At 70.8% G+C, this 20,067-nt stretch carries 25 protein-coding genes; 9 read left to right on the forward strand and 16 right to left on the reverse strand.

Annotated features, from left to right (window positions below; all coding sequences use genetic code 11):
- Positions 1 to 12: 12 nt before the first annotated feature.
- The 4 genes from NCI01_RS01550 to NCI01_RS01565 all read left to right on the forward strand — a co-directional run bounded on the left by NCI01_RS01550 (position 13) and on the right by NCI01_RS01565 (position 3,185).
- Positions 13 to 186, forward strand: coding sequence for a hypothetical protein (locus tag NCI01_RS01550; RefSeq protein ID WP_254179704.1), 174 nt, complete (start codon positions 13 to 15; stop codon positions 184 to 186).
- Between the two features lie 315 nt (positions 187 to 501).
- Entirely contained in the window at positions 502 to 1,407 is a 906-nt protein-coding gene (locus NCI01_RS01555) for a TolB-like translocation protein (protein WP_254179705.1), read from the forward strand.
- A 179-nt stretch (positions 1,408 to 1,586) separates the two neighbouring features.
- Positions 1,587 to 2,213: a M23 family metallopeptidase gene (locus NCI01_RS01560; RefSeq protein WP_254179706.1), complete on the forward strand. Its 627-nt coding sequence runs from the start codon at positions 1,587 to 1,589 to the stop codon at positions 2,211 to 2,213.
- 48 nt (positions 2,214 to 2,261) lie between these two features.
- Entirely contained in the window at positions 2,262 to 3,185 is a 924-nt protein-coding gene (locus tag NCI01_RS01565; RefSeq protein ID WP_254180183.1) for a threonine/serine dehydratase, read from the forward strand.
- A gap of 40 nt (positions 3,186 to 3,225) precedes the next feature.
- On the opposite strand, the gene NCI01_RS01570 is transcribed toward NCI01_RS01565, so the two are convergent.
- A complete protein-coding gene (locus NCI01_RS01570; RefSeq protein WP_254179707.1) occupies positions 3,226 to 3,744 on the reverse strand; it encodes a hypothetical protein in 519 nt (172 codons plus the stop codon).
- A gap of 30 nt (positions 3,745 to 3,774) precedes the next feature.
- Positions 3,775 to 4,413: a hypothetical protein gene (locus NCI01_RS01575; RefSeq protein ID WP_254179708.1), complete on the reverse strand. Its 639-nt coding sequence runs from the start codon at positions 4,411 to 4,413 to the stop codon at positions 3,775 to 3,777.
- A gap of 147 nt (positions 4,414 to 4,560) precedes the next feature.
- Between NCI01_RS01575 and serA the strand changes: the two genes are divergently transcribed.
- The 3 genes from serA to NCI01_RS01590 all read left to right on the forward strand — a co-directional run bounded on the left by serA (position 4,561) and on the right by NCI01_RS01590 (position 7,095).
- Positions 4,561 to 5,754, forward strand: coding sequence for a phosphoglycerate dehydrogenase (gene serA, locus NCI01_RS01580; RefSeq protein WP_254179709.1), 1,194 nt, complete (start codon positions 4,561 to 4,563; stop codon positions 5,752 to 5,754).
- Positions 5,751 to 6,161 (forward strand): hypothetical protein, encoded by a 411-nt coding sequence (locus tag NCI01_RS01585; RefSeq protein ID WP_254179710.1) that lies wholly within the window; start codon positions 5,751 to 5,753, stop codon positions 6,159 to 6,161. The genes serA and NCI01_RS01585 overlap by 4 nt, the downstream gene beginning before the upstream one ends.
- A 262-nt stretch (positions 6,162 to 6,423) precedes the next feature.
- Positions 6,424 to 7,095, forward strand: coding sequence for a GNAT family N-acetyltransferase (locus NCI01_RS01590; protein ID WP_254179711.1), 672 nt, complete (start codon positions 6,424 to 6,426; stop codon positions 7,093 to 7,095).
- 51 nt (positions 7,096 to 7,146) lie between these two features.
- Here the strand turns inward: NCI01_RS01590 and NCI01_RS01595 are convergent, their stop codons facing one another.
- The 9 genes from NCI01_RS01595 to NCI01_RS01635 all read right to left on the reverse strand — a co-directional run bounded on the left by NCI01_RS01595 (position 7,147) and on the right by NCI01_RS01635 (position 12,803).
- Positions 7,147 to 7,668, reverse strand: a complete 522-nt coding sequence (locus NCI01_RS01595; protein WP_254179712.1) for an SGNH/GDSL hydrolase family protein — start codon at positions 7,666 to 7,668, stop codon at positions 7,147 to 7,149.
- A 162-nt stretch (positions 7,669 to 7,830) separates the two neighbouring features.
- Positions 7,831 to 8,520 carry a maleylpyruvate isomerase family mycothiol-dependent enzyme gene (locus NCI01_RS01600; protein ID WP_254179713.1) on the reverse strand — a complete coding sequence of 230 codons (690 nt, stop codon included), beginning with the start codon at positions 8,518 to 8,520 and terminating at the stop codon, positions 7,831 to 7,833.
- 85 nt (positions 8,521 to 8,605) lie between these two features.
- Positions 8,606 to 8,962 (reverse strand): hypothetical protein, encoded by a 357-nt coding sequence (locus NCI01_RS01605; RefSeq protein WP_254179714.1) that lies wholly within the window; start codon positions 8,960 to 8,962, stop codon positions 8,606 to 8,608.
- A 1-nt stretch (position 8,963) separates the two neighbouring features.
- Positions 8,964 to 9,314, reverse strand: a complete 351-nt coding sequence (locus NCI01_RS01610; RefSeq protein WP_254179715.1) for a DUF2185 domain-containing protein — start codon at positions 9,312 to 9,314, stop codon at positions 8,964 to 8,966.
- A gap of 33 nt (positions 9,315 to 9,347) precedes the next feature.
- Positions 9,348 to 9,920: an ankyrin repeat domain-containing protein gene (locus NCI01_RS01615; protein WP_254179716.1), complete on the reverse strand. Its 573-nt coding sequence runs from the start codon at positions 9,918 to 9,920 to the stop codon at positions 9,348 to 9,350.
- Between the two features lie 46 nt (positions 9,921 to 9,966).
- Positions 9,967 to 11,319, reverse strand: a complete 1,353-nt coding sequence (locus NCI01_RS01620; RefSeq protein WP_254179717.1) for an HNH/ENDO VII family nuclease — start codon at positions 11,317 to 11,319, stop codon at positions 9,967 to 9,969.
- Positions 11,316 to 11,618: a WXG100 family type VII secretion target gene (locus tag NCI01_RS01625; protein ID WP_254179718.1), complete on the reverse strand. Its 303-nt coding sequence runs from the start codon at positions 11,616 to 11,618 to the stop codon at positions 11,316 to 11,318. The genes NCI01_RS01620 and NCI01_RS01625 overlap by 4 nt, the downstream gene beginning before the upstream one ends.
- Before the next feature lie 2 nt (positions 11,619 to 11,620).
- The gene (locus tag NCI01_RS01630) at positions 11,621 to 11,944 is read right to left on the reverse strand and encodes a WXG100 family type VII secretion target (protein WP_254179719.1); all 324 of its coding nucleotides are present in this window, start codon (positions 11,942 to 11,944) and stop codon (positions 11,621 to 11,623) included.
- Positions 11,945 to 12,107: 163 nt separating this feature from the next.
- Entirely contained in the window at positions 12,108 to 12,803 is a 696-nt protein-coding gene (locus tag NCI01_RS01635) for a DUF305 domain-containing protein (RefSeq protein WP_254179720.1), read from the reverse strand.
- Between the two features lie 184 nt (positions 12,804 to 12,987).
- Here NCI01_RS01635 and NCI01_RS01640 point away from each other — a divergent pair, with 184 nt between their 5' ends.
- On the forward strand, positions 12,988 to 14,511 hold the full coding sequence (locus NCI01_RS01640; protein ID WP_254179721.1) for an LVIVD repeat-containing protein: 1,524 nt from the start codon (positions 12,988 to 12,990) through the stop codon (positions 14,509 to 14,511).
- 91 nt (positions 14,512 to 14,602) lie between these two features.
- Here NCI01_RS01640 and NCI01_RS01645 read toward each other — a convergent pair whose 3' ends face one another.
- From NCI01_RS01645 to NCI01_RS01655, 3 genes are all read right to left on the reverse strand, one after another.
- A complete protein-coding gene (locus NCI01_RS01645) occupies positions 14,603 to 15,106 on the reverse strand; it encodes a hypothetical protein (protein ID WP_254179722.1) in 504 nt (167 codons plus the stop codon).
- 173 nt (positions 15,107 to 15,279) lie between these two features.
- Positions 15,280 to 15,672, reverse strand: a complete 393-nt coding sequence (locus NCI01_RS01650) for a DUF4186 domain-containing protein (RefSeq protein WP_254179723.1) — start codon at positions 15,670 to 15,672, stop codon at positions 15,280 to 15,282.
- 115 nt (positions 15,673 to 15,787) lie between these two features.
- Positions 15,788 to 16,630: a PASTA domain-containing protein gene (locus NCI01_RS01655; RefSeq protein ID WP_254179724.1), complete on the reverse strand. Its 843-nt coding sequence runs from the start codon at positions 16,628 to 16,630 to the stop codon at positions 15,788 to 15,790.
- Between the two features lie 156 nt (positions 16,631 to 16,786).
- On the opposite strand from NCI01_RS01655, the gene NCI01_RS01660 reads away from it, so the two are divergent.
- Entirely contained in the window at positions 16,787 to 17,650 is an 864-nt protein-coding gene (locus NCI01_RS01660; RefSeq protein WP_254179725.1) for a trypsin-like serine protease, read from the forward strand.
- A 246-nt stretch (positions 17,651 to 17,896) separates the two neighbouring features.
- Here NCI01_RS01660 and NCI01_RS01665 read toward each other — a convergent pair whose 3' ends face one another.
- Both NCI01_RS01665 and NCI01_RS01670 read right to left on the reverse strand, forming a co-directional pair.
- Positions 17,897 to 18,124: a hypothetical protein gene (locus NCI01_RS01665; RefSeq protein WP_254179726.1), complete on the reverse strand. Its 228-nt coding sequence runs from the start codon at positions 18,122 to 18,124 to the stop codon at positions 17,897 to 17,899.
- An 89-nt stretch (positions 18,125 to 18,213) separates the two neighbouring features.
- Positions 18,214 to 19,923, reverse strand: coding sequence for a lipase family protein (locus NCI01_RS01670; protein WP_254179727.1), 1,710 nt, complete (start codon positions 19,921 to 19,923; stop codon positions 18,214 to 18,216).
- Between the last annotated feature and the right edge of the window lie 144 nt (positions 19,924 to 20,067).

Genomic DNA, 20,067 nt, shown 5'->3' on the forward strand with positions numbered 1-20,067 from the left:
CCAGAGTGCGGCATGGCCTATCTGCAGTACTTCGGGGCAGGGCTCCTGGCGCTCGGCGTCTGCGGGGTGGTGCTCTCGATTGTGTCTCCTGACCAGGGCAGCATCGGCACGATCGCTCTGGACGTCGTGGTGCTGTTCGTCGGCATCGCCGTACTCGTTCTCGCGGGTCGCAAGTCGTCTGGCTGATCACAGTGACCCATCTCCGCGCCCACAGGCGCGGCCAAGATGTCACCTACGGCCGTCGAGCCTGCGACGACCGGTTCACCGTTGTGGTGTTGTTGGCACATGCAGCGGGGGCGGCGGGCTCGGGTGGGCGTCATCGCCATCCTGCTCGCCACTGTGGGCTGCTCTGACGCCGGAGCGCCCGACAGCCCTGCGTCCCCGTCTCCCGAGGCGCTCGCCGAGTCATCGGACAGCCCTGCCCCCGGCCCCGGCCCCGGCTCCACCCCCTGGCCGATCGACGCTGCTTGGATCGACCGGATCAGCAGCGGGCCTCCGAGGATGGACTCGAAGCTGCCGGACGCGTTCCCACCTGACGGCAGTGTCCTGCCCGACCTGCTCGCCGAGCCGCCCGGCAGAGCATTGATGGCGTACCACCCGCGCGAGTCGTTCGACGACCGCGGTGCGTGGGAGACCGAGACGGTGTTCTTCCTCGGGCTCGACGGCCGATGGCGCTCACTCGACATGCAACGCCTGGGACTGCCTGCCTCGACGCATCCCGGCGTGGACACCTATGGCGCCGGCGAGCTGTCACCCGACGGCACGGCATGGGCCGCCCCGACGACTGCCGGCATCGTGCTGCTCGATCTCTCGACGGGCCGCTCACGCGAGGTGGCACTGCCGGGCGACCACACGGGCTACCTCCGGTGGCGCCCTGACGGCCACAGCATCAACGTGATGCGGCTGCACGGCGCATCGACGCAGAGGACGTGGGCACTCGACCCGCAGACGGCGAAGGTCCGGCGCGCCGGCTACATCCTGCCTATCGACGGCTTCGCAGCGAACGGGTCCGTCGTGACCTTCACGCGCCGCGGAGACCGGACCGTCCGCTCCGTCCATCGCGATCAACGGGAGGTGGAGACGGTAGTGGCACTGCCTAACCGCCTCGCCAAGCGCGGAGCAGCAGTGGGGCGAGACCACGCCGTCTTCGGCTACAACCGCGAGCTCGTCGCCGTGGAGACGGGGTCCTGGACGCCCGTCGCTCGACTGCGACTCGGCCGGGGCGAGGCTGCAGGGTGGCCGCGGGGGTGGTGGGACGACGACACCCTCTGGTTCTTCGAGTCGACCCGCGGCCTGATCACCTGGAACGTCGATGACGGCCGCACTCGGACGCTGACTCGAGTGACGCCCGCGGCTCGGACGGACACGTACTGGAGCGCCAGCGTCGCCGTCGACCTCCTGCGCTGAACGGATGTCGCGTGGCTCCGAAGAGTGCGTGACCCCGGTGCCCACGTGATCGACGTCAGGTCGGTCGTGGAGTGGCACGCGGAGGTCCGGCCGGGGCGACAGACGCCGCTGCCCTCAGGAGTCTTCCCTCGAGACGTCGGGCCGACCCCGCCCGGGCACAGGTGGGCTAGGAAGGACGCATGCAGACGGCAGTCGACCTGGAGTACCCGTTCGAGGGGCGCTGGCTGACGCAGAACAGTCCCGCTGACCGGGTGCCCAGCCACGGCACCGCCCTGTTCGCGTCGTCGTACGCCATCGACTTCGTCCCCGTCGATGACCGCGGGCGGACGGCACCGTTCACGTTTGCGTCGCTCCTCCGCCCCGAGCCGGCCGAGCAGTTCCCCGGCTTCGGGCGCCCGATCCTCGCTCCCGCCGAGGGTGTGGTGGTCGGCGTGCACGACACGGAGGTCGACCACCCGGCGTTCCGTGGGCTGCCGTCCGTGGGCTACGCCCTCACCCAGCGTCGCCGGGCCGCAGCGGGTTGGCAGGCACTGGCGGGCAACCACGTCTTCATCGAGCTGCGTGACGGGCCGGTGGTCGAGGTGTGCCACCTGCAACGCCACAGCGTCCGGGTGCAGGTGGGCCAGCGGGTGCGGGTGGGCGAGGTGCTCGGGCGGTGCGGCAACTCGGGCAACAGCACCGAGCCTCACGTCCACCTGCAGGCCATCGACCGCCCGGACGTCCGGCGCGCCACCGCCGTGCCGATCACCTTCGGCGGCCGCGTGCCCCGCAACGGCGAGGTCGTCGACCAGCGAACCGCCCGCTGAGGCGGGCCCGTGCCGGGCGTCAGCCGTCGCCGCGACAATGGACCGGTGATGCTCGACCGGACCGACGTACAGGCAGCAGCGGCACGGATCGCCGGGCGCGTGCGGCGTACGCCCCTGATGCCGCCCTCCGACCGCGACGCCGTGTGGCTCAAGTGCGAGTTCCTCCAGCACTGCGGCGTGTTCAAGACCCGCGGTGCCTTCAACCGCCAGCTCGCCGGGCTGGAGACCGGAGAGATCGGGGACGCCGGCGTCGTCGTCGCCTCGGGCGGCAACGCGGGGCTCGCGCAGGCCTTCGCCGCCCGCGACCTGGGCATCCGCGCCACCGTCTTCGTGCCGCAGTCGGCGCCCGACGTCAAGGTCCGACGCATCGAGGCCTACGGCGCGGACGTGGTGCGCGTCGGCAGCGAGTACGCCGAGGCGTACGACGCGGCCGTGGCGTTCGGCGAGCGGACCGGGGCAGCCCTGGCCCACGCGTACGACCAGCTCGAGGTCGCAGCAGGAGCGGGCACGCTCGCGGAGGAGATCCTCGAGGACGAGCCGTCCATCGACACGATCGTCGTCGCGGTGGGCGGCGGCGGTCTCTACGCGGGCGTCGCCGCCTCCGCCCTGGGTCGCGCGCGCGTGGTGGCGGTCGAGCCGGAGCTCTGCCCCACGCTCCACAGCGCGCTGGAGGCCGGACGGCCGGTCGACGTCGCGGTGGCGGGCGTGGCCGCCGACTCGCTCGGCGCCCGGCGCCTGGGCGACCTCGCCTTCAGCGCACTGGAGAAGGAGCCACCGACCTCGGTGCTCGTGACGGACGACGAAATCATGGACGCCCGGTCGAGCCTCTGGAGCGAGTTCCGGGTGCCGTCGGAGACGGGGGCCGCCGCCGCGTACGCCGCGCTTCTCTCGGGCCGCTACGTGCCGGAGGACGCCGAGCGCGTCGCGGTCGTCGTGTGCGGCGCCAACACGGATCCGGCGACGCTGGGCTGACAGGCAGGGCGGTCGACGCCACCGGCGCGACCTCCGATCCTCATCGCGTCTCGGCGACCTCGGCGAGCCAGAACCCCACGACCGACTCGAGCCGGTCGTCGGCCGGGGGCCAGTCGCTGAACACCTGGCGCCCCAGGTTGCCGATCGTCAGGGCCGGCACCTGCTCCCAGTCCCCGGCCCTCAGCATCGGCTGGTTCTGGTGGAGGAACCGTGGGTCCGGGTCGGTCGCGACCTCCCACCTCGCTGCCGGGACGGCGGTCGTGACGACGTCGATCACGTAGGAGATCAGGCCGTCGAGGAGCCGGAGCGAGGCCTCGTCGAGCCGCTCGTGCTCCCCGGGCCCCAGCCGCGACCAGGACGGCTGCTGTCCGGACGGCCCGAGCCGGAGCCGCTCCTTCACCCACACCCAGAGCGGTCCGAGGCTCTCGACCGACCGGTCCAGCTCGACGGCCTCGCCCACGGCGACCTCGAGAACCCGCAGGGCGGCGGGCCGCGCCTCCAGGAACTCCTGGAGGGCGGCCGCGGCCTGCTGCTCGGTCAGGTCGGCGTACGAGGTCATGGCGATGGACAACGTACGAGATCTCGCTGGTCAGTGGACGTCGGCGTACCAGGTCTCCTGGATGCTCTGGCGCATGAGAGCCCGCTGCATGGCCTGGACGGCGATGCCGCCGAGGGCGAGCACCAGCAGGAGCAGGGACCAGCCGAAGCTGTCCGAGACGCGGTCGACGAAGTCGCCCCTGCTGAAGTCGGCGGAGTCCAGTGAGCCCACCAGCAGCATCAGGCCACCGGTCACGCCGACAGCGCCGGCGAGGGAGCCGACGACGACGAGCACCATCATCGGTACGTCGATGAACACCGCCAGCAGGCCGAGGACGAGGCCGACGGCCAGGCCCATCAGGACGGCGACCCAGCTCCAGGAGATCCCGAGGGCGACGATGAGGCCCGAGCCGATCGCGAAGCCGGCCGCGCCCATCGCGAGGACGACGGCGACGTAGTAGTAGAGGTAGGCCAGGATCGCGAAGACGAGCGCAAGGACGAAGCCGAGCACCCAGCCGAGCACGGTGCCGAGGAAGCGCTCGTCGGCGAAGCCGGCGACGAGGCCGGCACCGGCGGCGAAACCGGCGAAGAAGCCCCAGATGGGGATCATGAGTCGCAGCACGGCCTGGCCGGCGACGAGCATGGCGCCCCCGGCGACGATCGCGAGGACGCCCAGGATGATGTCCGCCATCTCAGCAATGCAGGACTCGTGCAGCCCGCCAACAATGGAGGGCTAGAGCAGCTGTCCGGAGCCGTCGCGCGCCGGCCGGGCCGAGGTGGGCGTCCATCGCGCAAGCCGGCTCCGGGTGGCCTGCCCGCTCTGCCCTAACGTGGCGGCATGAAGGCTCTGGTTCTCGAGAACATCCACCCGACGGCCGTCGACGTCCTGAGGTCACGCGGCTACGAGGTGGAGCTGCGGTCGGGAGCGCTGCGCGAGGACGAGCTGATCGAGGCGCTCGACGACGTACAGCTGCTGGGCATCCGGTCCAACACGACGGTGACCAAGCGGGTCCTGGAGTCGGCTCCCGGCCTGGAGGCCATCGGCTGCTTCTGCATCGGCACCAACCAGGTCGACCTGGGCGCCGCCGCTGAGCGGGGCGTCGGTGTGTTCAACGCGCCGTACTCCAACACGCGGAGCGTGGTCGAGCTGGTGATCGGCGAGATCATCGCGCTGGCCCGCCGGCTGCCGGAGAAGACCCAGCGGATGCACGACGGCGTGTGGGACAAGTCGGCGCGGGGGAGCCACGAGGTGCGCGGCCGGACGCTCGGGATCGTCGGCTACGGCAACATCGGCACCCAGCTGTCCAACGTCGCCGAGGCGCTCGGGATGCGGGTGGTCTTCTACGACAAGGCGGACCGTCCGGCCCACGGCAACGCCCGCCGCATGGCGTCGCTCGGCGAGCTGCTCGAGACCGCGGACGTGGTCAGCCTCCACGTCGACGGCCGGCCCGGCAACGCAGGCCTCTTCGGCGCCAACGAGTTCGCCGCCATGAAGCCACGAGCCCTCTTCATCAACGCCTCGCGCGGCATGGTGGTCGACTACGACTCGCTGCGCAGCCACGTGCTGTCCGGGCACATCGCGGGCGCGGCGGTCGACGTCTTCCCGGTCGAGCCCAAGGCCCAGGGCGACGCGTTCGAGTCCGTGCTGCGGGGCCTCGACAACGTCATCCTGACGCCCCACGTCGGCGGCTCGACCCAGGAGGCCCAGCAGGAGATCGGGTGGTTCGTGGCGGAGAAGCTCGCCGGCTTCGCCCTCCAGGGCAGCACGGCGCTGTCGGTCAACCTGCCGCAGGTCCTCACGCCCGCGCTCGACGGTGAGCACCGGCTCGGCTTCCTCCACCACAACGTCCCCGGCGTGCTCGCCAAGCTCAACGCCGTCTTCGCCGAGGCCGGCGACAACGTGATCGGTCAGCACCTCTCGACCCGCGACCACCTCGGGTACGTCGTCACCGACGCGTCGGAGCCGCTCTCCGCCGAGGCCGTCGAGGAGCTGCGGAGCTCGGAGCACTGCGTGTGGGTGCGCACCTGGTGACGTCGTCACTCCGCGACATGGACTTCGACGACCAAGCGGCGCTGCGCCTGGGCGGCTGGGATCCGCGTTACGCGGTGGTGCTGGCGACGGCGGCTCGCGACGGAGTCGCTGCGGCTCTCGTCGACACGAACGGCGACGGCGCGGAGATCAACCTCGACCAGTACGAGCAGGCAGCGGACGGGCGCTGGGAGGGCGTCGCCAGTGGCAACTGCGACGACTCCGGGGCGTTCGCGACGGGGTCCATGGCACTGGCGTGGGGACTCGCAAGCCCGCGATCCACGGTGACCGTTGAGTTCCACGGCGCCAGGCACGCCGTCGACGCAACCGGCCAAGGCTGGTGGATGTTCGCCATCCCGAGCAGCTCCGGTGACGTGCCGACCGTCGCGGGAGCGGTCGCAGGGGACTGATCCCGATCGGCTCCCCGGCGTGCTCGTCGGACCCCGATCCGGTGTCAGGCCGGGGGGAGGCTCTCGGGGGTCCCGAGGATGCGGCGCGCAGCGGGGTCGGCGACGGCCCGCGCGACGACGTACGACGCGAGCGTCGCGCCGCCGGCCACGTGACGGGTGTCGACGGTGAGGGTGGCTCCGTCGCGACCCGCGACGGAGCCTCCTGCGCGTCGGTGTCTGAACCCACGAGCGCGGGACGCAGGACGCGTGTGACACTGCATCGGTGCCCGACCCGCTCAGCGACGTCCCCGTCGCACACTGGCCGCTGTTCGGGCTCCGGCTCCACTGCGATGACGTCCACCTTCGCCCAGTGCGAGAGCACGACCTCCCGCTCCTGACGGAGCTGCAGCCGCACGACTACGAGCACGACCCCTCGGCTCCAGCGGTTCCCGGCGAGGAGCTGGCCGAACATCGGCGTCGGCTCGTGTACCAGGGCTATTGGCGCTCCCTGGGTACGTGGTCGCCTGCCTCGTGGTGCCTCGACTTCGCTGTCGAGCACGACGGCACGATCGTCGGCGTCCAGTCGCTCGAAGCTGCCGACTTCCTCGACCTCCGCACGGTCGACTCCGGATCCTGGCTGGTCGAATCGGCACGGGGCCGTGGCATCGGCATCGCGATGCGCACAGCGGTCCTGGCCCTTGCCTTCGACCACCTCGGTGCCCTCGCAGCGGTGACCTCGGCGCGGTCCGACAATGCTGCGTCACTCGGGGTCTCGCGGCACGTGGGATACCGCGACAACGGTGTCAGCCTGAACCAGTCGGGCCGTGGCCTGGTGGAGCTCGCGCACATGCGTCTGACGGCCGAGGAGTGGCGAGCATCCGGAGCGGGAGGGCGGGTCACGGTGAGTGGCGTCGACCCCTGCCGGCGTTGGTTCGGGCTGTCGTCCGCTCACTGAATCGAATGTCCGGATGTGCGTGCGGTCGGGACCAGCGCGACCCTGAGCGACTCACCACTTTGCGTGGACTGCGTCGGCGATTGCTCGAAGGACGAGCTTGTAGGCCGGTCCGCTCAGGTGGAGGCCGTCGTCGACGAAGGCAGCAGCGCCGAGTGGGGCGATGACGCGCTCCGTGCGCACCACGCCTGCGCCGGCGTCACCGCAGACGGAGAGGGCGGCGTCGCGGTACGCGTCGAGGATCGCGTTCGTGCGATCGCCCGAGCCGGTCAGGCGGGCCTCGTCGACCCCGGGCGGAGCGACGTAGATCCATCGACGGGCGGGCACGGACTCCAGGCACTGGGCGACGGCCCGCCCGAAGACCGTCATCGGGACCTGCTTCCACGGTGCGGCGTCGTTGGTGCCGACCGACAGGACGGCCAGGTCGCTGTCCTGGACGGCCACCCTCGTCGCCTGGGCCAGCACGTCCAGCGCGGACGCGCCGCCCTCTGCCGCGTTGCAGACGTCGGGCCCCACCACGGGGAGGTCGCGCCGAACCCTCGCGAGGTGGCTGTCCCCCAAGAACACGACGCGCATGACGTCACGCTAGCTCCGACGTTGTCCGCGACCCACAACGTCATGGCGCGAGGCAGGCAGGACGACCAGCACCCATGACGTACTGCCTCGACGTCATGGCCGACGGTCGCGACCGCGACCATGCGCCATGACATCCGCGCTGCGTCCGCTCTTCCGCGAGGGCTATGGGGTGATGGCACCTGACAAGAGCGTGCGCGTCTGCGGGTCGGGCACGTGCGCGTCGAGATCCGCTCGATGCCACAGCAATCTCAGGAGCACCTCCGCTTCGCCGTGCAGCACGATCGACTCACCGTCGCCGAAGACGGCGTCTCCGCCCACGTCCGTCGCGACCATGTAGACGGAACGCGACAGGGGCTGCACGCGCCCGAGCCGCACCTGTCGCGGGTAGATGACGTCCCGCACTTCGAGGACCCCATCCCACGCGAGCAAGGGATCGATCGATCGAGGCTGGCGTAGAGCATTGTCGGCGTCCCACACGTGCATCACGGTCTCGTGGACCTGACGCCGCCTCCAGAACGCCGCGGTGGGGTCCCGGTCGTCGAGGGTCCACGCGGGTGCGTCCGCCGCTGCCGAGGTCAACACCTCGACCAGGTGCGAGGCGTGTTGGCGGTACCAGGTGGTCAACCCTTGACGACCGGTCTCGGCGGGCGGCTCCGGACGGAGGTCGGGGTTGCCTTGGAGAACGGCATGAGCCGCCCACTGATGGACACCGCCCAGGTGCACCACGAGGTCACGCAACGACCAACCCGGGCAGGAGGGGACCCGTGCGTCGAGGTCGGCATGCCGGACGACGTCACCGAACCGCTCGGTGTGGATCCCCAACAGCGACAACCAGTCAGGTGCTTCGGCCACTGTTCATCCCCCCGTCCACGAGCGCCACCCCGGATCTGGCGCGATGCGGCCTTCGGTGAAGAGAACTTGGTGCGGGGGAGCAGCCCTAGTCCATCTTCTCAGCCGTGGGTCCTCGCTCCGCTCCGCTGGCGCTGTCCTTGGCACTCGCGACCATCTCGGCTCGCTCGTCTGGCGTCAGGGACGCGAGGTAGCTGCGGTAGTCGTCCATGCCGACCGCGATGACGGCGGAGAACTCCGGGTCGTCAGCGAGGTCTCGGATGGGACGGCGGCCGGCCAGGACCTCGCCGACGATGGACGCCACACCGGTGTCGGGGTGCCGCTCAGCGATGCTGACCAGGTTGGCGCGCAGGCGTGCTGCCGATGCCTGGTCGTGAGTGAACGCCAGGAACTGATCGGGGTCGCCTGCCGGGTCCTGTCCAGCGTCGTGTGGGTGCGACGTCATGTCAGTCGCGGGGGACGTAGAGCTGGTCGGTGGGTATCGGCCGTCCGGTGGCGGTGTCGACGATCTGGATGCCGTCGCCCTCGTCGACGATCTGCAGGTCGGAGCCGACGGGGAGGTCCCAGATGCCGATGAGCGCCGGCTCGAGCTCGCACACGGAGTTGAAGTCGGTGATGACGAGGTTGTTCGCGTCGTGGAGGTATTCCGTGGTGTCGATGTGGGAGAAGATGCGCCAGCCGTTGTCGGCGGCGGCGCGTGACTCCTCGCGGACCATCCACTTGATGCGCCCGGCGCCGGAGAGCACGTTCTTGGACACCAGGCAGGCGCCGGCTCCCGGGATGAACTCGATCGACATGCGGGTTCCTTCGAGTCGGTGGTCGTGTCTGGGCTACTGCTCGGGCGGTGGGACGGGGATGCCGCGGTCGGTGAGGGTCTGCTCGGCACGGATGACGAGCTCGCCGCGTCCGCCTGCCCACTTCCGCAGGTTCGCCAGAACGGTGCGCCCGTGCATGCTCTCCTTCAGGAGATCGAGGTCGGGGCGGGCGAGCAGGACGTCGTAGAACGGGGTGAGCTCGGCGTCGCTGAACTTGAACTTCGCGGCGATGGTCTCCAGCGGGGTGCCGAACTTGGCGATCACCTCGTTGACGTCCGCGCCGGCGTCCAGCATGCGTTCGAGCAGCGGTGCCTCTGCGGTGAAGTCGTGCTGGTTGCGGCCGAGCAGGACGTGCAGCGGTCGTCCCTTGCGGACGTCTGCGCCGTCGTCGAGCAGCCGGTTGGCCATCGCGACCCGCTGGGTCGTGTCGGAGTTCGTCAGCGCCAACGTGAGCGGCGTGCCGGACTCGTACTCGTAGTTGACCCAGGCCGGCTCGTAGACCTTCTCGAGCTCGGCGAGGGTGCCGTGCGTGAGGGCGGCGTGGAGCGCGCTGGTGTCGCGAGGCTTGCTCCGGTTGAACAGACCCATTGCTGGCTCGGCCTACCTTTCAGATCTGGCGTGTCGGTCGTGCTGGCTACGGCGCTTCGTCCACGTGTGAGCGGTTCCGCCCCGGATGCGCGACCTCGTAGTTGTCCGGGTTGCGATACGCGCGCAGGAATTCTTCCTTGGAGATCTTGCCCGACAGGTAGTCGTCGCGAAGCTTCCGGTACTCCTGCTCGGGCACGTGGCCCATGTCCCACACGTCTCGGCGGGGCTGACCGGGCTCCCACTCGATCTTGACCCTGTTGCCCTCCTTGTCGAGGACCCACACGTCGCCGTTGGCGTCCTTCGCGTTCTCCCAGACCTCATCGACCTGGCCCTTGCCGTAGGACGGACGGGAGTTCGCATACGGCAGCCGGTCACCGTTCTTGTCGTACCCGTAGGAGTTCGGCTTCCCCTTGTCCGGCAGCTTCCCGGTGGGGCGGCGCCGCATCGCCCTGGCGGAACGGAACTTGCGCAGGACGCGGGTGACGTCGGTGAGCTTCTCGACCGTGCGGACGATGGTGAAGACGGCGCGGACGCCACGGATGGCCGCCAGTGCGGTGATGACCCGGCGGGCGTAGTTCGCGGCCCGAGCCGCGACGAGCGCCGCACCGCCACCGGCGGCGAGGCCGGCGGTGAAGAACGAACCGATGCCCGCCACCACTGCGGTCGCGCCGACCTCGATGGCCAGGTCCTTCATCAGGCCCTTGACGGTGCTCTTCGTCTCCTCGACCTGGTTGGCGTAGTCGCGACACGCGGTGGCGAGCTCGCGGCACGCGCCGGCGATGTCGGCGGCGGCCTGCTTCACCTCGCCGATCGCCGCCTTTGCGGCCGGAATCTCGGGGGACCGCTGGTTGCCGAGCTGGGTCCTCGCGACCTCGCAGTAGGAGCTGAGCCCGTCGAGGCTCGACGCGGCGGCGTCCCACGCCGATGCGGCTTCACCGAGCCGGCCGGTGTCGGCGCCGGGCCACGCGTAGCCCTCGAGGTAGTCGAGGATGACGTCCCAGAACTGCGGGGTGTCCTCGGCGTTGGCCCCCGACGCCGTCGGTGGGGTGTACGGCGACACCTCGACCGGGTCGACCTCCTCCGGGGCTCCCGACCCGCCGCCCCTCTTCCCGTGCACCGACCCGGCGTCGGCGTCGGCGTGGTTGGCACCGGACGCCTCGGCAATCGTGGCCAGCGTCCCGAGCGCCGTGACGAGGTCCGCCATCGCCGTGACGGCGGCGGCCGCGCCGGAGTCGTAGTTGGGGACGAACTCCTCCGAGGACTTGTCGTCGCCGCCCATGCCGCCGAACCCGCCGAGCTTGCCGGTCAGCGTCTCGTAGGCGTCCGCGGCGAGCCCGTTGGCGCTCGCGAGCGCGGACGCTGCGCTGGTGTAGCCGCCCGAGTCGACCTCGATCCTCATGAGAGCGACTCCCACATCTTCACGTTGGCGTCCGCGGCGCCGGTGTAGTTGGTGTGGGCGTTCCTGGCCGAGGCCCGCAGGTCTGCGAGGGCGGCACGCATGCCGCGCATGCCCTCCTCCCACGTCTTGTGGGCCTCGGCCTGTGCCTCGGCGGCGAGGCCCTCCCACACGGACTGGAGGGCGGCGATCTGCTTCTCGATGTCGTTGGTCAGCGCCTCGAGGGCGTTCTCGGTCGCCTGGACGTCGGAGATGACGGCGTCGAGGTCGTCGGTGTCGATGGTGAAGATGCGTCCGGCCATGGTCATCCCAGCCTGTCGATGATGCGCGATGACAGCGCGTCGAGGCGCTGCTGGGAGGAGTCGTCGGAGGCGATGAAGTCGCGGTGGGTCTCGTCCAGCAGCTCGCGCATCGCGGTCAGCCCGGTGAGGACCTCGCCCGCGGACTCCTTCCACTCCTCCCAGGCGTCGGAGAACGCGTCAGCGGCCTCGCCCGACCATCCGGCGTTCAGGAACCCGCGGACGCGTCCGTCGATCTGGTTGCGGTCGCTGCGCAACCGCTCGGCCGCGTCGTGCACGTCGTCCTTCGCCTTCGCGAAGGCCGCGTGCATCACCTGCACCTGGTCCACGATGTGCCCCTTCCCGAGGTCGGTTGCGGACCGTCTACCCACCTGCGCGGGGGTCGAATCCTCGGCCGGAGACGTTTCAGTGCCGTTCGGAGAATCGCGTCGGCGACGCTGCCCTGCTCGCCGACGACCGAGTGGAGTGACCGCTCCACCGACCGACCGCAGGTCAGGCGCGGTCGAGCATCTCCTGCATGCGGTCGATCTCGGCCGTCTGGGTGAGTGCGACGTCGGCCGCGACCTCGCTGACCATGATGTCGATGCCGTCGACGGCGACGTCGTCCGTCATGTCGATGGCGCCGTGGTGGTGCTGGATCATGGCCTGGAGGAAGAGCCGGTCGAACGCTGCGCCGCGAGCCCGCTCGAGCTTCTCCATCTGCGCTTCGGTGAGCATGCCGACCATCCCGTTGTGATCGTGCTGGCTGTGGTCCCACTCGCTCGGGTCCTCGGCGGCCGTCGGCACCGCCATGTCGCGCTCCTCGAGCCAGGCGGCCATCATCAGGATCTCCGGCCCCTGCGCCGCCCGGATGCGCGCGGCGAGCTCGCGGACCCGGTCGCTGCGGGCGTGCTCCTCGGCCAGCTCGGCCATCACGATCGCCTGCGCGTGGTGCGGCACCATCATCTGCATGAAGGCCACGTCGGCCTCGTTGAACTCGGGCTCCCCGGCCGCCTCGGCGTCCTCGGGCGAGATCGTCGCGTTCGCCTCGCCGGGACCGCCCGGCTGGAGCACGTCGGGCGACCCGTCGTCGCCCGCGGTCGCGGCGGCTCCGGCGTCGGGCTCCTCCGACGTACAGGCGGACATGGACAGGGTGAGGGCCAGCCCGGCGGCCACAGCGGCCAGAGGGCGGGAGAGTCGTCCGAGCACGGTTCTCCTTCAGCGGGCCCCTCGATGCGTCTCCAGGGACCCACTTGCGTCGATTCTGATGCAAAAGTCTTTACTTCTGCGACCCGGGCACGGTACGACGGTGTCGAGCGTTTCGGAAACCCCGGAGCGTTCGTCGACATGAAAGGTCTCGGGCTTCATGCACTCATCTCGGAGACGCACGTCCATGCCCCGACGGGCACGTGTCGCCGCCGCCGGCGCCATCGCTCTCGGACTCACCCTGTCCGCAGCGCCGGTGCTCGCGCACGGCACTCACGACAACAGATCGACCGGCACCCAGGAGAAGGCCGGCCCCAAGGATCCCTGCACCGACGCCCGTGAGGACCGCCTCGACAAGGCGGGCGACAACTTCGCGAAGGCCTGCCTCCCCGGCCAGGACCTCGCGCAGACGGAGAGCTTCGAGTCCGACCTCGCCGAGGGCGAGATCGCCTCGAGCCCCAACACCAGGCTGGTGGCCAACCTGCCCAAGCAGGACCGGTTCGCCTCGACCAGCGCGCTCAACAGCGACCTGGCGTTCCAGGGCACCTACGCCTACGCCGGCAACTACGAAGGCTTCATGGTCTACGACATCTCGACGCCTGAGGCGCCGAAGGTCGTCAGCCAGGTCGTCTGCCCTGGCTCGCAGAACGACATCTCGGTCTCCGGCAACCTGCTCGTGCTGAGCGTCGACTCCAGCCGCAGCAACAACACCTGCGACAACGTCGCGCAGTCCGCGACGATCAAGGAGTCGTGGGAGGGCATCCGGGTCTTCGACATCAGCGACCCCGCCAACCCGCAGTACGTCGCCGCGGTCGAGACCGACTGCGGTTCGCACACGCACACGCTCGCCCCGAGCAAGGACGGCGCGAACCTCTACGCGTACGTCTCGTCCTACAGCCCCAACGCGGCGTTCCCCGACTGCCAGCCGCCGCACGACTCCATCTCGGTCGTGAAGATCCCGGTGGACGCACCGCAGACCGCCGCGGTGGTCTCGGAGCCGGTCCTCTTCGCGGACGGCGGCAACCCGGGTGGCAACGGGTCCAGCACGACCAGCGGCTGCCACGACATCACGGCGTACCCGTCGAAGGACATCGCGGCGGGCGCCTGCATGGGTGACGGCATCCTGCTCGACATCGCCGACCGGGAGAACCCGGTGGTGACCGAGCAGGTGCGCGACACCACCAACTTCGCCTTCTGGCACTCCGCCACGTTCAACAACGACGGCACCAAGGTGCTGTTCACCGACGAGCTCGGCGGTGGCGGTGCGGCGACGTGCAACCCCGAGGTCGGCCCCACCCGCGGCGCGGACGGGATCTACGACATCGAGGACGGCCAGCTGGCGTTCAAGAGCTACTACAAGATCTCGCGCACCCAGCAGTCCACCGAGAACTGCGTGGCCCACAACGGTTCGCTGATCCCGGTGAACGGCAAGGACATCATGGTGCAGGCCTGGTACCAGGGCGGCATCTCGGTGTTCGACTTCACCAACTCCACCAAGCCGCGGGAGATCGCCTGGTTCGACCGGGGTCCGCTCCCCGCCGGGCAGATCGGCGGCTCGTGGTCGGCGTACTACTACAACGGCTACATCTACTCCAACGACATCCAGAAGGGCTTCGACGTGATCAAGGTCGATGACAAGGTCATCAACCGCGCGTCGAAGAACCCGATGGACGTCTTCAACCCGCAGTCCCAGCCGTCCTACAACGGCTGACCTGCAGGCTCGCACCACGTCGGACCCCGGGGCCCTCAACGGTCCCGGGGTCCGACGCGTGTACCCCCCGGCGCCTCATGGAGCCGGGTGCTCAGTAGCGGCGCACCCAGGGAAGGAACCGGTGGCGGCCCGGCGCCCAGTCCGTGCCCGATCGCCCGAAAGCGGCTACCGACAAGCGGACCGGCCCCCGAGGCCGCAGGCAGTCGCTCCTGCGCGACAGCACGATCCGCGTCAGGTCAGCGCGGTAGTCGAACCCACCGGTCACCGGACACCCCGACGGTACGTCGCCGGACACCTGCCAGCGTCTGATCCGCCAGACGTACAGCTCGTTGATGTTGAGGTCGACGCTGAGGTCGGGCCCCGGGCGGTTCGGATAGGTGTCGACCATCACCGACACGGCCGGGGTCGCCGAGCGCCGCAGGTCCCGGTGTCGGACCACGACCGTGATGCGCCGTTCGTTGGTGACCTCCACGCTGAGGACGTCCGCGCCTGCCTGGATGTCATGGGCAGGGTCACTGAACGAGACGGTCTCCGCGACCGCGGCGGGCGATGTGACCAGGCTGGCTGCCAAGAGGCTCGCGACGGAGCCCGCCACGATCCGGCGCCGGTGGTGGAAGTGCTGCATGGCCGACCTTCCTCGCGCCCAGTGTCGTCGGCTCGATCAGGCCGACGACAGGGTCCAACGTCCTCCGCTGTCCCGGTCGACGACGGCGGACGAGCACGCCCGCTGCCGCCCGCGTGCGGCGCCCTGCTGCGTCGCTCGCGCGCTCACCCATCGGAGTCGCGACCCCGGCCGAACGTCGCCAGCTCGAGGTCGATCCAGCGTCCGATCACCTCGACCACGTAGGCCCGCTCCTCACGGTCGAGCCGATGCCCCTTCGTGATGCCGTGCCACGTCTCCAGGCAGCTCCGGCAGCAGGTCGCGGTGGCGTGCTGGGCCACGAAGACCGGGTGGTTGCGGTAGGGGGTCTGCCGGCCGTCGTTGCGCGGCTCGGCCGGCGCCAACCGCTCCGCGATGATCTCCGCCGCGTGCGCCCGCATCGTCCGCGGACCGCGCAGCTCGGCCATGGCCCGCTCGCGCCCGCGCAGGTGGAACCGCCGCCCGAACGGTCGCGCGCTCGCGCGGTCGATCCGGTCATCGATCTCGGTGGGCTCGGGCACGCTCCCAGACTAGGCACGGCACGAGGGTCCACGACGACGCGAGGCAGAGGGCGCCCTGGCGACGCAGGTCGGCGCCACCCTCCACCGCTCGCGCTCGTAGTCGCCCGGATCTACGTCACGGTTCGGCGAGCACCAGGTTGGACGCCACGACCTGGCCGACGTCGTTGACCGCGAGCTGCACGGCCCAGTACGACGAGCAGTCGAGCTCCTCGTCGGGGGTGAGGGTCACGGCCGCCGAGCCGCCGTGGCGTCGGGCGTCGAACGGGGCGGGGTGTGCGCACACGTGGTCGGGAGGATCGCCGGTGATCGCGAGTGGACCCGGCCAGTCCGAGATCACCTCCACCGCGGAGAACGGACACACCCGGCCGGCGTAGGAGCCTGCCGGTGGACACAGGCGCCATGACGACCGTTCCGTGGGCTCCACGGCGACGCCGCGGCGTACTCCTCCGAGGAACAGGGTGACCGGGGTGTCGGCCGGTGGTGTGGCTGCCTCGCCCCGCGCGAAGGCGGCGAACCTGCCGCCCACTCGGCGCAGGAGCTCGGAGGGTTCCCACGACCCCAGGCCGCACGCCGCCCTGGGTGCCCGGTTCACCACGAGGGTGACCGTGGAACCGGGGGCCACCTCACGTCCCCACGCCGGACGCTGCTTCAGCACCTTGCCATCGGGGACGCATGCGCTGCCGCGCACGTCCACCAGCTCGGTCCTGAGACCCGTCTCGTCGAGCGTATGCCGAGCCTGACGAACCGGACGTCCAGCGATCCGCGGCAGGACCAGCGGCTCGGTCTCCGCGAGGTCAGCACCCACCGAGGCGCCGGCGGCCGGCGTGGCCGCCTCGTCGGTGCTCGGCGCGTCCGGGCCCGAGCAGGCTCCCAGCACGACGACGAGAAGTGACAGCACGAGCGCTCGACTCCAGTCGAGGCGCCCCGCCCTCGGCGCCCGTTCCGCCGCGCGCTCCACCCGCGAAGGTTAGCGGTGCGGACGCCGATGTCTGCTGGGATCGGCGCGTGCTGCGCACCGGCTTCGAGAACTCTGCGGGGTTTGCATCCTTCCGCCGCGCGAAGTCACGGGACTAACCTCCCAGGGCCCGTAGACCACCGACCTGGAGGATGCCGCATGCGATCTCGACTCAAGACGGCGCTCGTCGCGCTGCTCGTCACCCTGACCGTCGGAGCCATGACCGCCGCTCCAGCCGCGGCCGTCACGGGAGGAGAGCCCGACGGCAACCGGCATCCCAACGTGGGGTTGATCCTCTTCTACAGCCCGGACGGGCGCTTCCGTTGCTCCGCGACCCTGGCCACCCCGACGGTGCTCCTGACGGCAGCGCACTGCACGGCCGACACGGTCGGCAAGACGCTGGTGGACTTCCGGTCCGTCGTGGCTGAGAAGGCGCCCACCGGCTACCCCCTCGCCGGCAACCTCACCACGGGCTACACGCAGGCCGAGATCGAGGCGGCCGGGTTCCTGTCAGGCACGGCCTACGCGCACCCGGCGTACTCCAACTTCACCGACCTGGACAACTGGAACGACGTCGGCGTCATCGTCCTCGACCGACCCGTGACGACGATCACGCCGGCCGAGGTGGCGCCCCAGGACTACCTGGACGCCTACGCCCAGCCGAGGCTCAACAAGACCCTCTTCACCTCGGTCGGCTACGGCACGGAGGTGCGCAAGCCCGAGTCCGGACCGCAGAAGCCGACTCCGGAGACCTTCCCGCTGATCCGGCGCTACGCCGTCCAGCCGGGCCAGAAGCTCACCGACCAGGTGCTCCAGCTCAACGGCAACATCAACGACACGCGAGGCACCGGCGGCACGTGCTTCGGTGACTCGGGTGGTCCGACGTTCCTCGACGGGTACGTCGTCACGGTCACCAGCTATGCGTACACCGGCAACTGCCGCTACCTCGGCGGCTACCAGCGGGTCGACATCGAGGTCGTCCAGGACTGGCTGGCCACCTTCGGAGTCTTCCCGGCGGCCTGACCGCGCGTTCCTCCCGCTTCCCACGCAAGGCCCCCGACCGCTCCCGCGGTCGGGGGCCTTGTGCGCCGCGGCGTCCCAGCAGACGTGAGAACGCTCTTCGTGGCCCCCTGGAGGCGACCCGGACCGGCAGGCACGCCGATGACGGCGGGGGAGACGGCGGCGGGTAGCGGGGAAGCTCGTCGTGAAATATCGCGCACGATCCTCCCCACTCCTCGGGCGACCGTCCGAGACGCGGTTCCGCGATGCTCACGAGTCGTCGTGCATCCGCGACCGGCCGTGGACAATGCGGTAGACGCCGATCCCGAGTGGGATCGTCGCGAAGACCGGGAGCAGCTCCGGATCGCCGGGGTCGCCCTCTGAGTTCGTCGTGACGATGGCCCACCACAGCGCGAGCATGGCTGCGGCGACGACGACGGCCGCGACGAGGTACCAGATCCCGGACCGCACTTCCTCGGCCGGCGTTCGGCTCTTCATGGCGACCTCCCTCGACCCGCCCCGGCCTTCAACCATCCGGGCCGCTCGGTCGTGCGGACAAGAGGCGAAGGTCATCCGCCGTGCTGTCGTCAGGGGCAGGTGTCGGACGCGTCCTCGCCGGCGAACCGGGCGGCGGTCCAGTCGAGCAGCTCGGGGACGAGGGGTGAGTCGGCCGCGACGACCCCGACGTGGTCACGGTCGGGGTAGGTCCGGTAGTCGACGGGACCCCCGCCGGCCTGGCAGCGCTGGTCGGCGTACTCCTGCTGGGCGCTGGGGATGACGAGCGGGTCGGTCTCGCCCTGGGCGAGGAGCAGCGGTGCCTCGATGGGGTCGGAGGGGATGTTCTCCGCCAGGCGTGCGCCGAGGGCGCCCGTCGTGGGGTCGGTGTCGAAGACGGACCTGTCCTGGGTGAGGTACTCGCCGATGTTGAGCAGGGCACCCGGGCCCGACAGGCAGCGCTCGGACATCTCCTCGACCTGGACCTCCGCGGCGCCGCGGACGTAGTCGCCGAGGTCGACGTCGTCGTACGTGCGGGTGTAGCCCTCGAGGACGTAGGCGGCGAAGATGCTCCCGGCCGTGACCTCGTCGAGGTTCGCGATGAGCCCGGTGAGTTTGCTCGCCGGAGCCATCGCGGCGACGCCGACCACGCCCGCGTCGGGGGAGTAGTCGTCGGCGAGCGTGCCGGCCCACAGTGCTGCGTGGCCGCCCTGGGAGTGGCCCCACACGACGGCCTGGTCGGACAGGGCGAGCCCGTCGACCTGGCGCGCTGCGCGGATGGAGTCGAGGACGGCGTGCCCGGCGGGCTCGCCGACGAGGTAGCCGTGCGGGCCCTCGGTGCCGAGACCGATGTAGTCGGTCGCGACGACGGCCCAGCCGTTGTCGATGGCGTCCTCGAGGGTGAACATCGCTCCGGCCTCGAACGGGTCGTCCAGCAGCGACGGGGCGCAGCCTTCGGCGACGCCGGTGGTGCCGTGCGACCACGCGACGAGCGGGGGCGGCTGGTCGCCCGCATCCCTCGGGACGACGACGAGGGCGCTGGCGACGGCGGGCTCGTCCCCGAGGCCTGTGGTCGTGTAGAGGATGCGGTGGGCGGTGGCGTCGTCGGGGATGGCGCGGTCGAAGTCAGCTTCGCGCAGGAGCTGGCCGGGATCGGACGGTACGTCGGCGGGCGGGGTGTAGAACGCGTCCGGCACGGGGGTGCTGTTGGCGACCAGCGAGCCCACGCCTGCCAGCCCGAGGGCGAGCGCGAGGGTGGCGACAGCCACGACGAGGGAGATGCTGCGCCGCCACCACGGCCGGGGACCGTCCGGGGTGGAGGCGCCCACCCGCCCGCGGACGCCTGCCCAGACGAGCTCGAGCCCGAGCCAGAGGAGCCGGATGCCGAAGACGACGGCGACGACGATGGAGGCGATGTCGGGCCAGGTGACGGCGAGGACGCCGAGGATGATGCACGCGGCGCCCCGGACGGCGGCGGTGATGCGGCCGGGACCGCGCTCGCGCACGGCGTGGACCAGCGCGACGCCTCCGTCGACGACCAGCGACGCGGCGACGACCCAGACGACCACGACGACGGCGCTGCCCGGCCAGAGGACGACGGCGAGCGCGGCGAGCGCGTAGGCGGCGGCCGGCAGCAGGTCGAGGGGCTCGCGAGGCCGCTCGACCTCCGCGAACCGGCCCGCGGCCATGACCACCAGGCCGACCACGACGAGGACCAGCAGCAGCGTCAGGGACGCGAACGGCCGGAACAGCAGCGACCCACCGACGACGACGGCCAGGACCCCGACCACGAGCGAACGCACCCGTCAACCGGACATGAGCACCTCTCTCCGCACCCACCCCCAGCCGCGCCGGGATCGCCTGAGCGTAGCGCTCCGAACCACCCTTCGGGGTGAGGAGCCGGGGGGCGCCGCCGACGGTGGCGTGGCAGGCCCTGACCGATACTG

It is taken from the genome of Nocardioides pinisoli (genome assembly GCF_024199985.1).
Classification (GTDB): domain Bacteria; phylum Actinomycetota; class Actinomycetes; order Propionibacteriales; family Nocardioidaceae; genus Nocardioides; species Nocardioides pinisoli.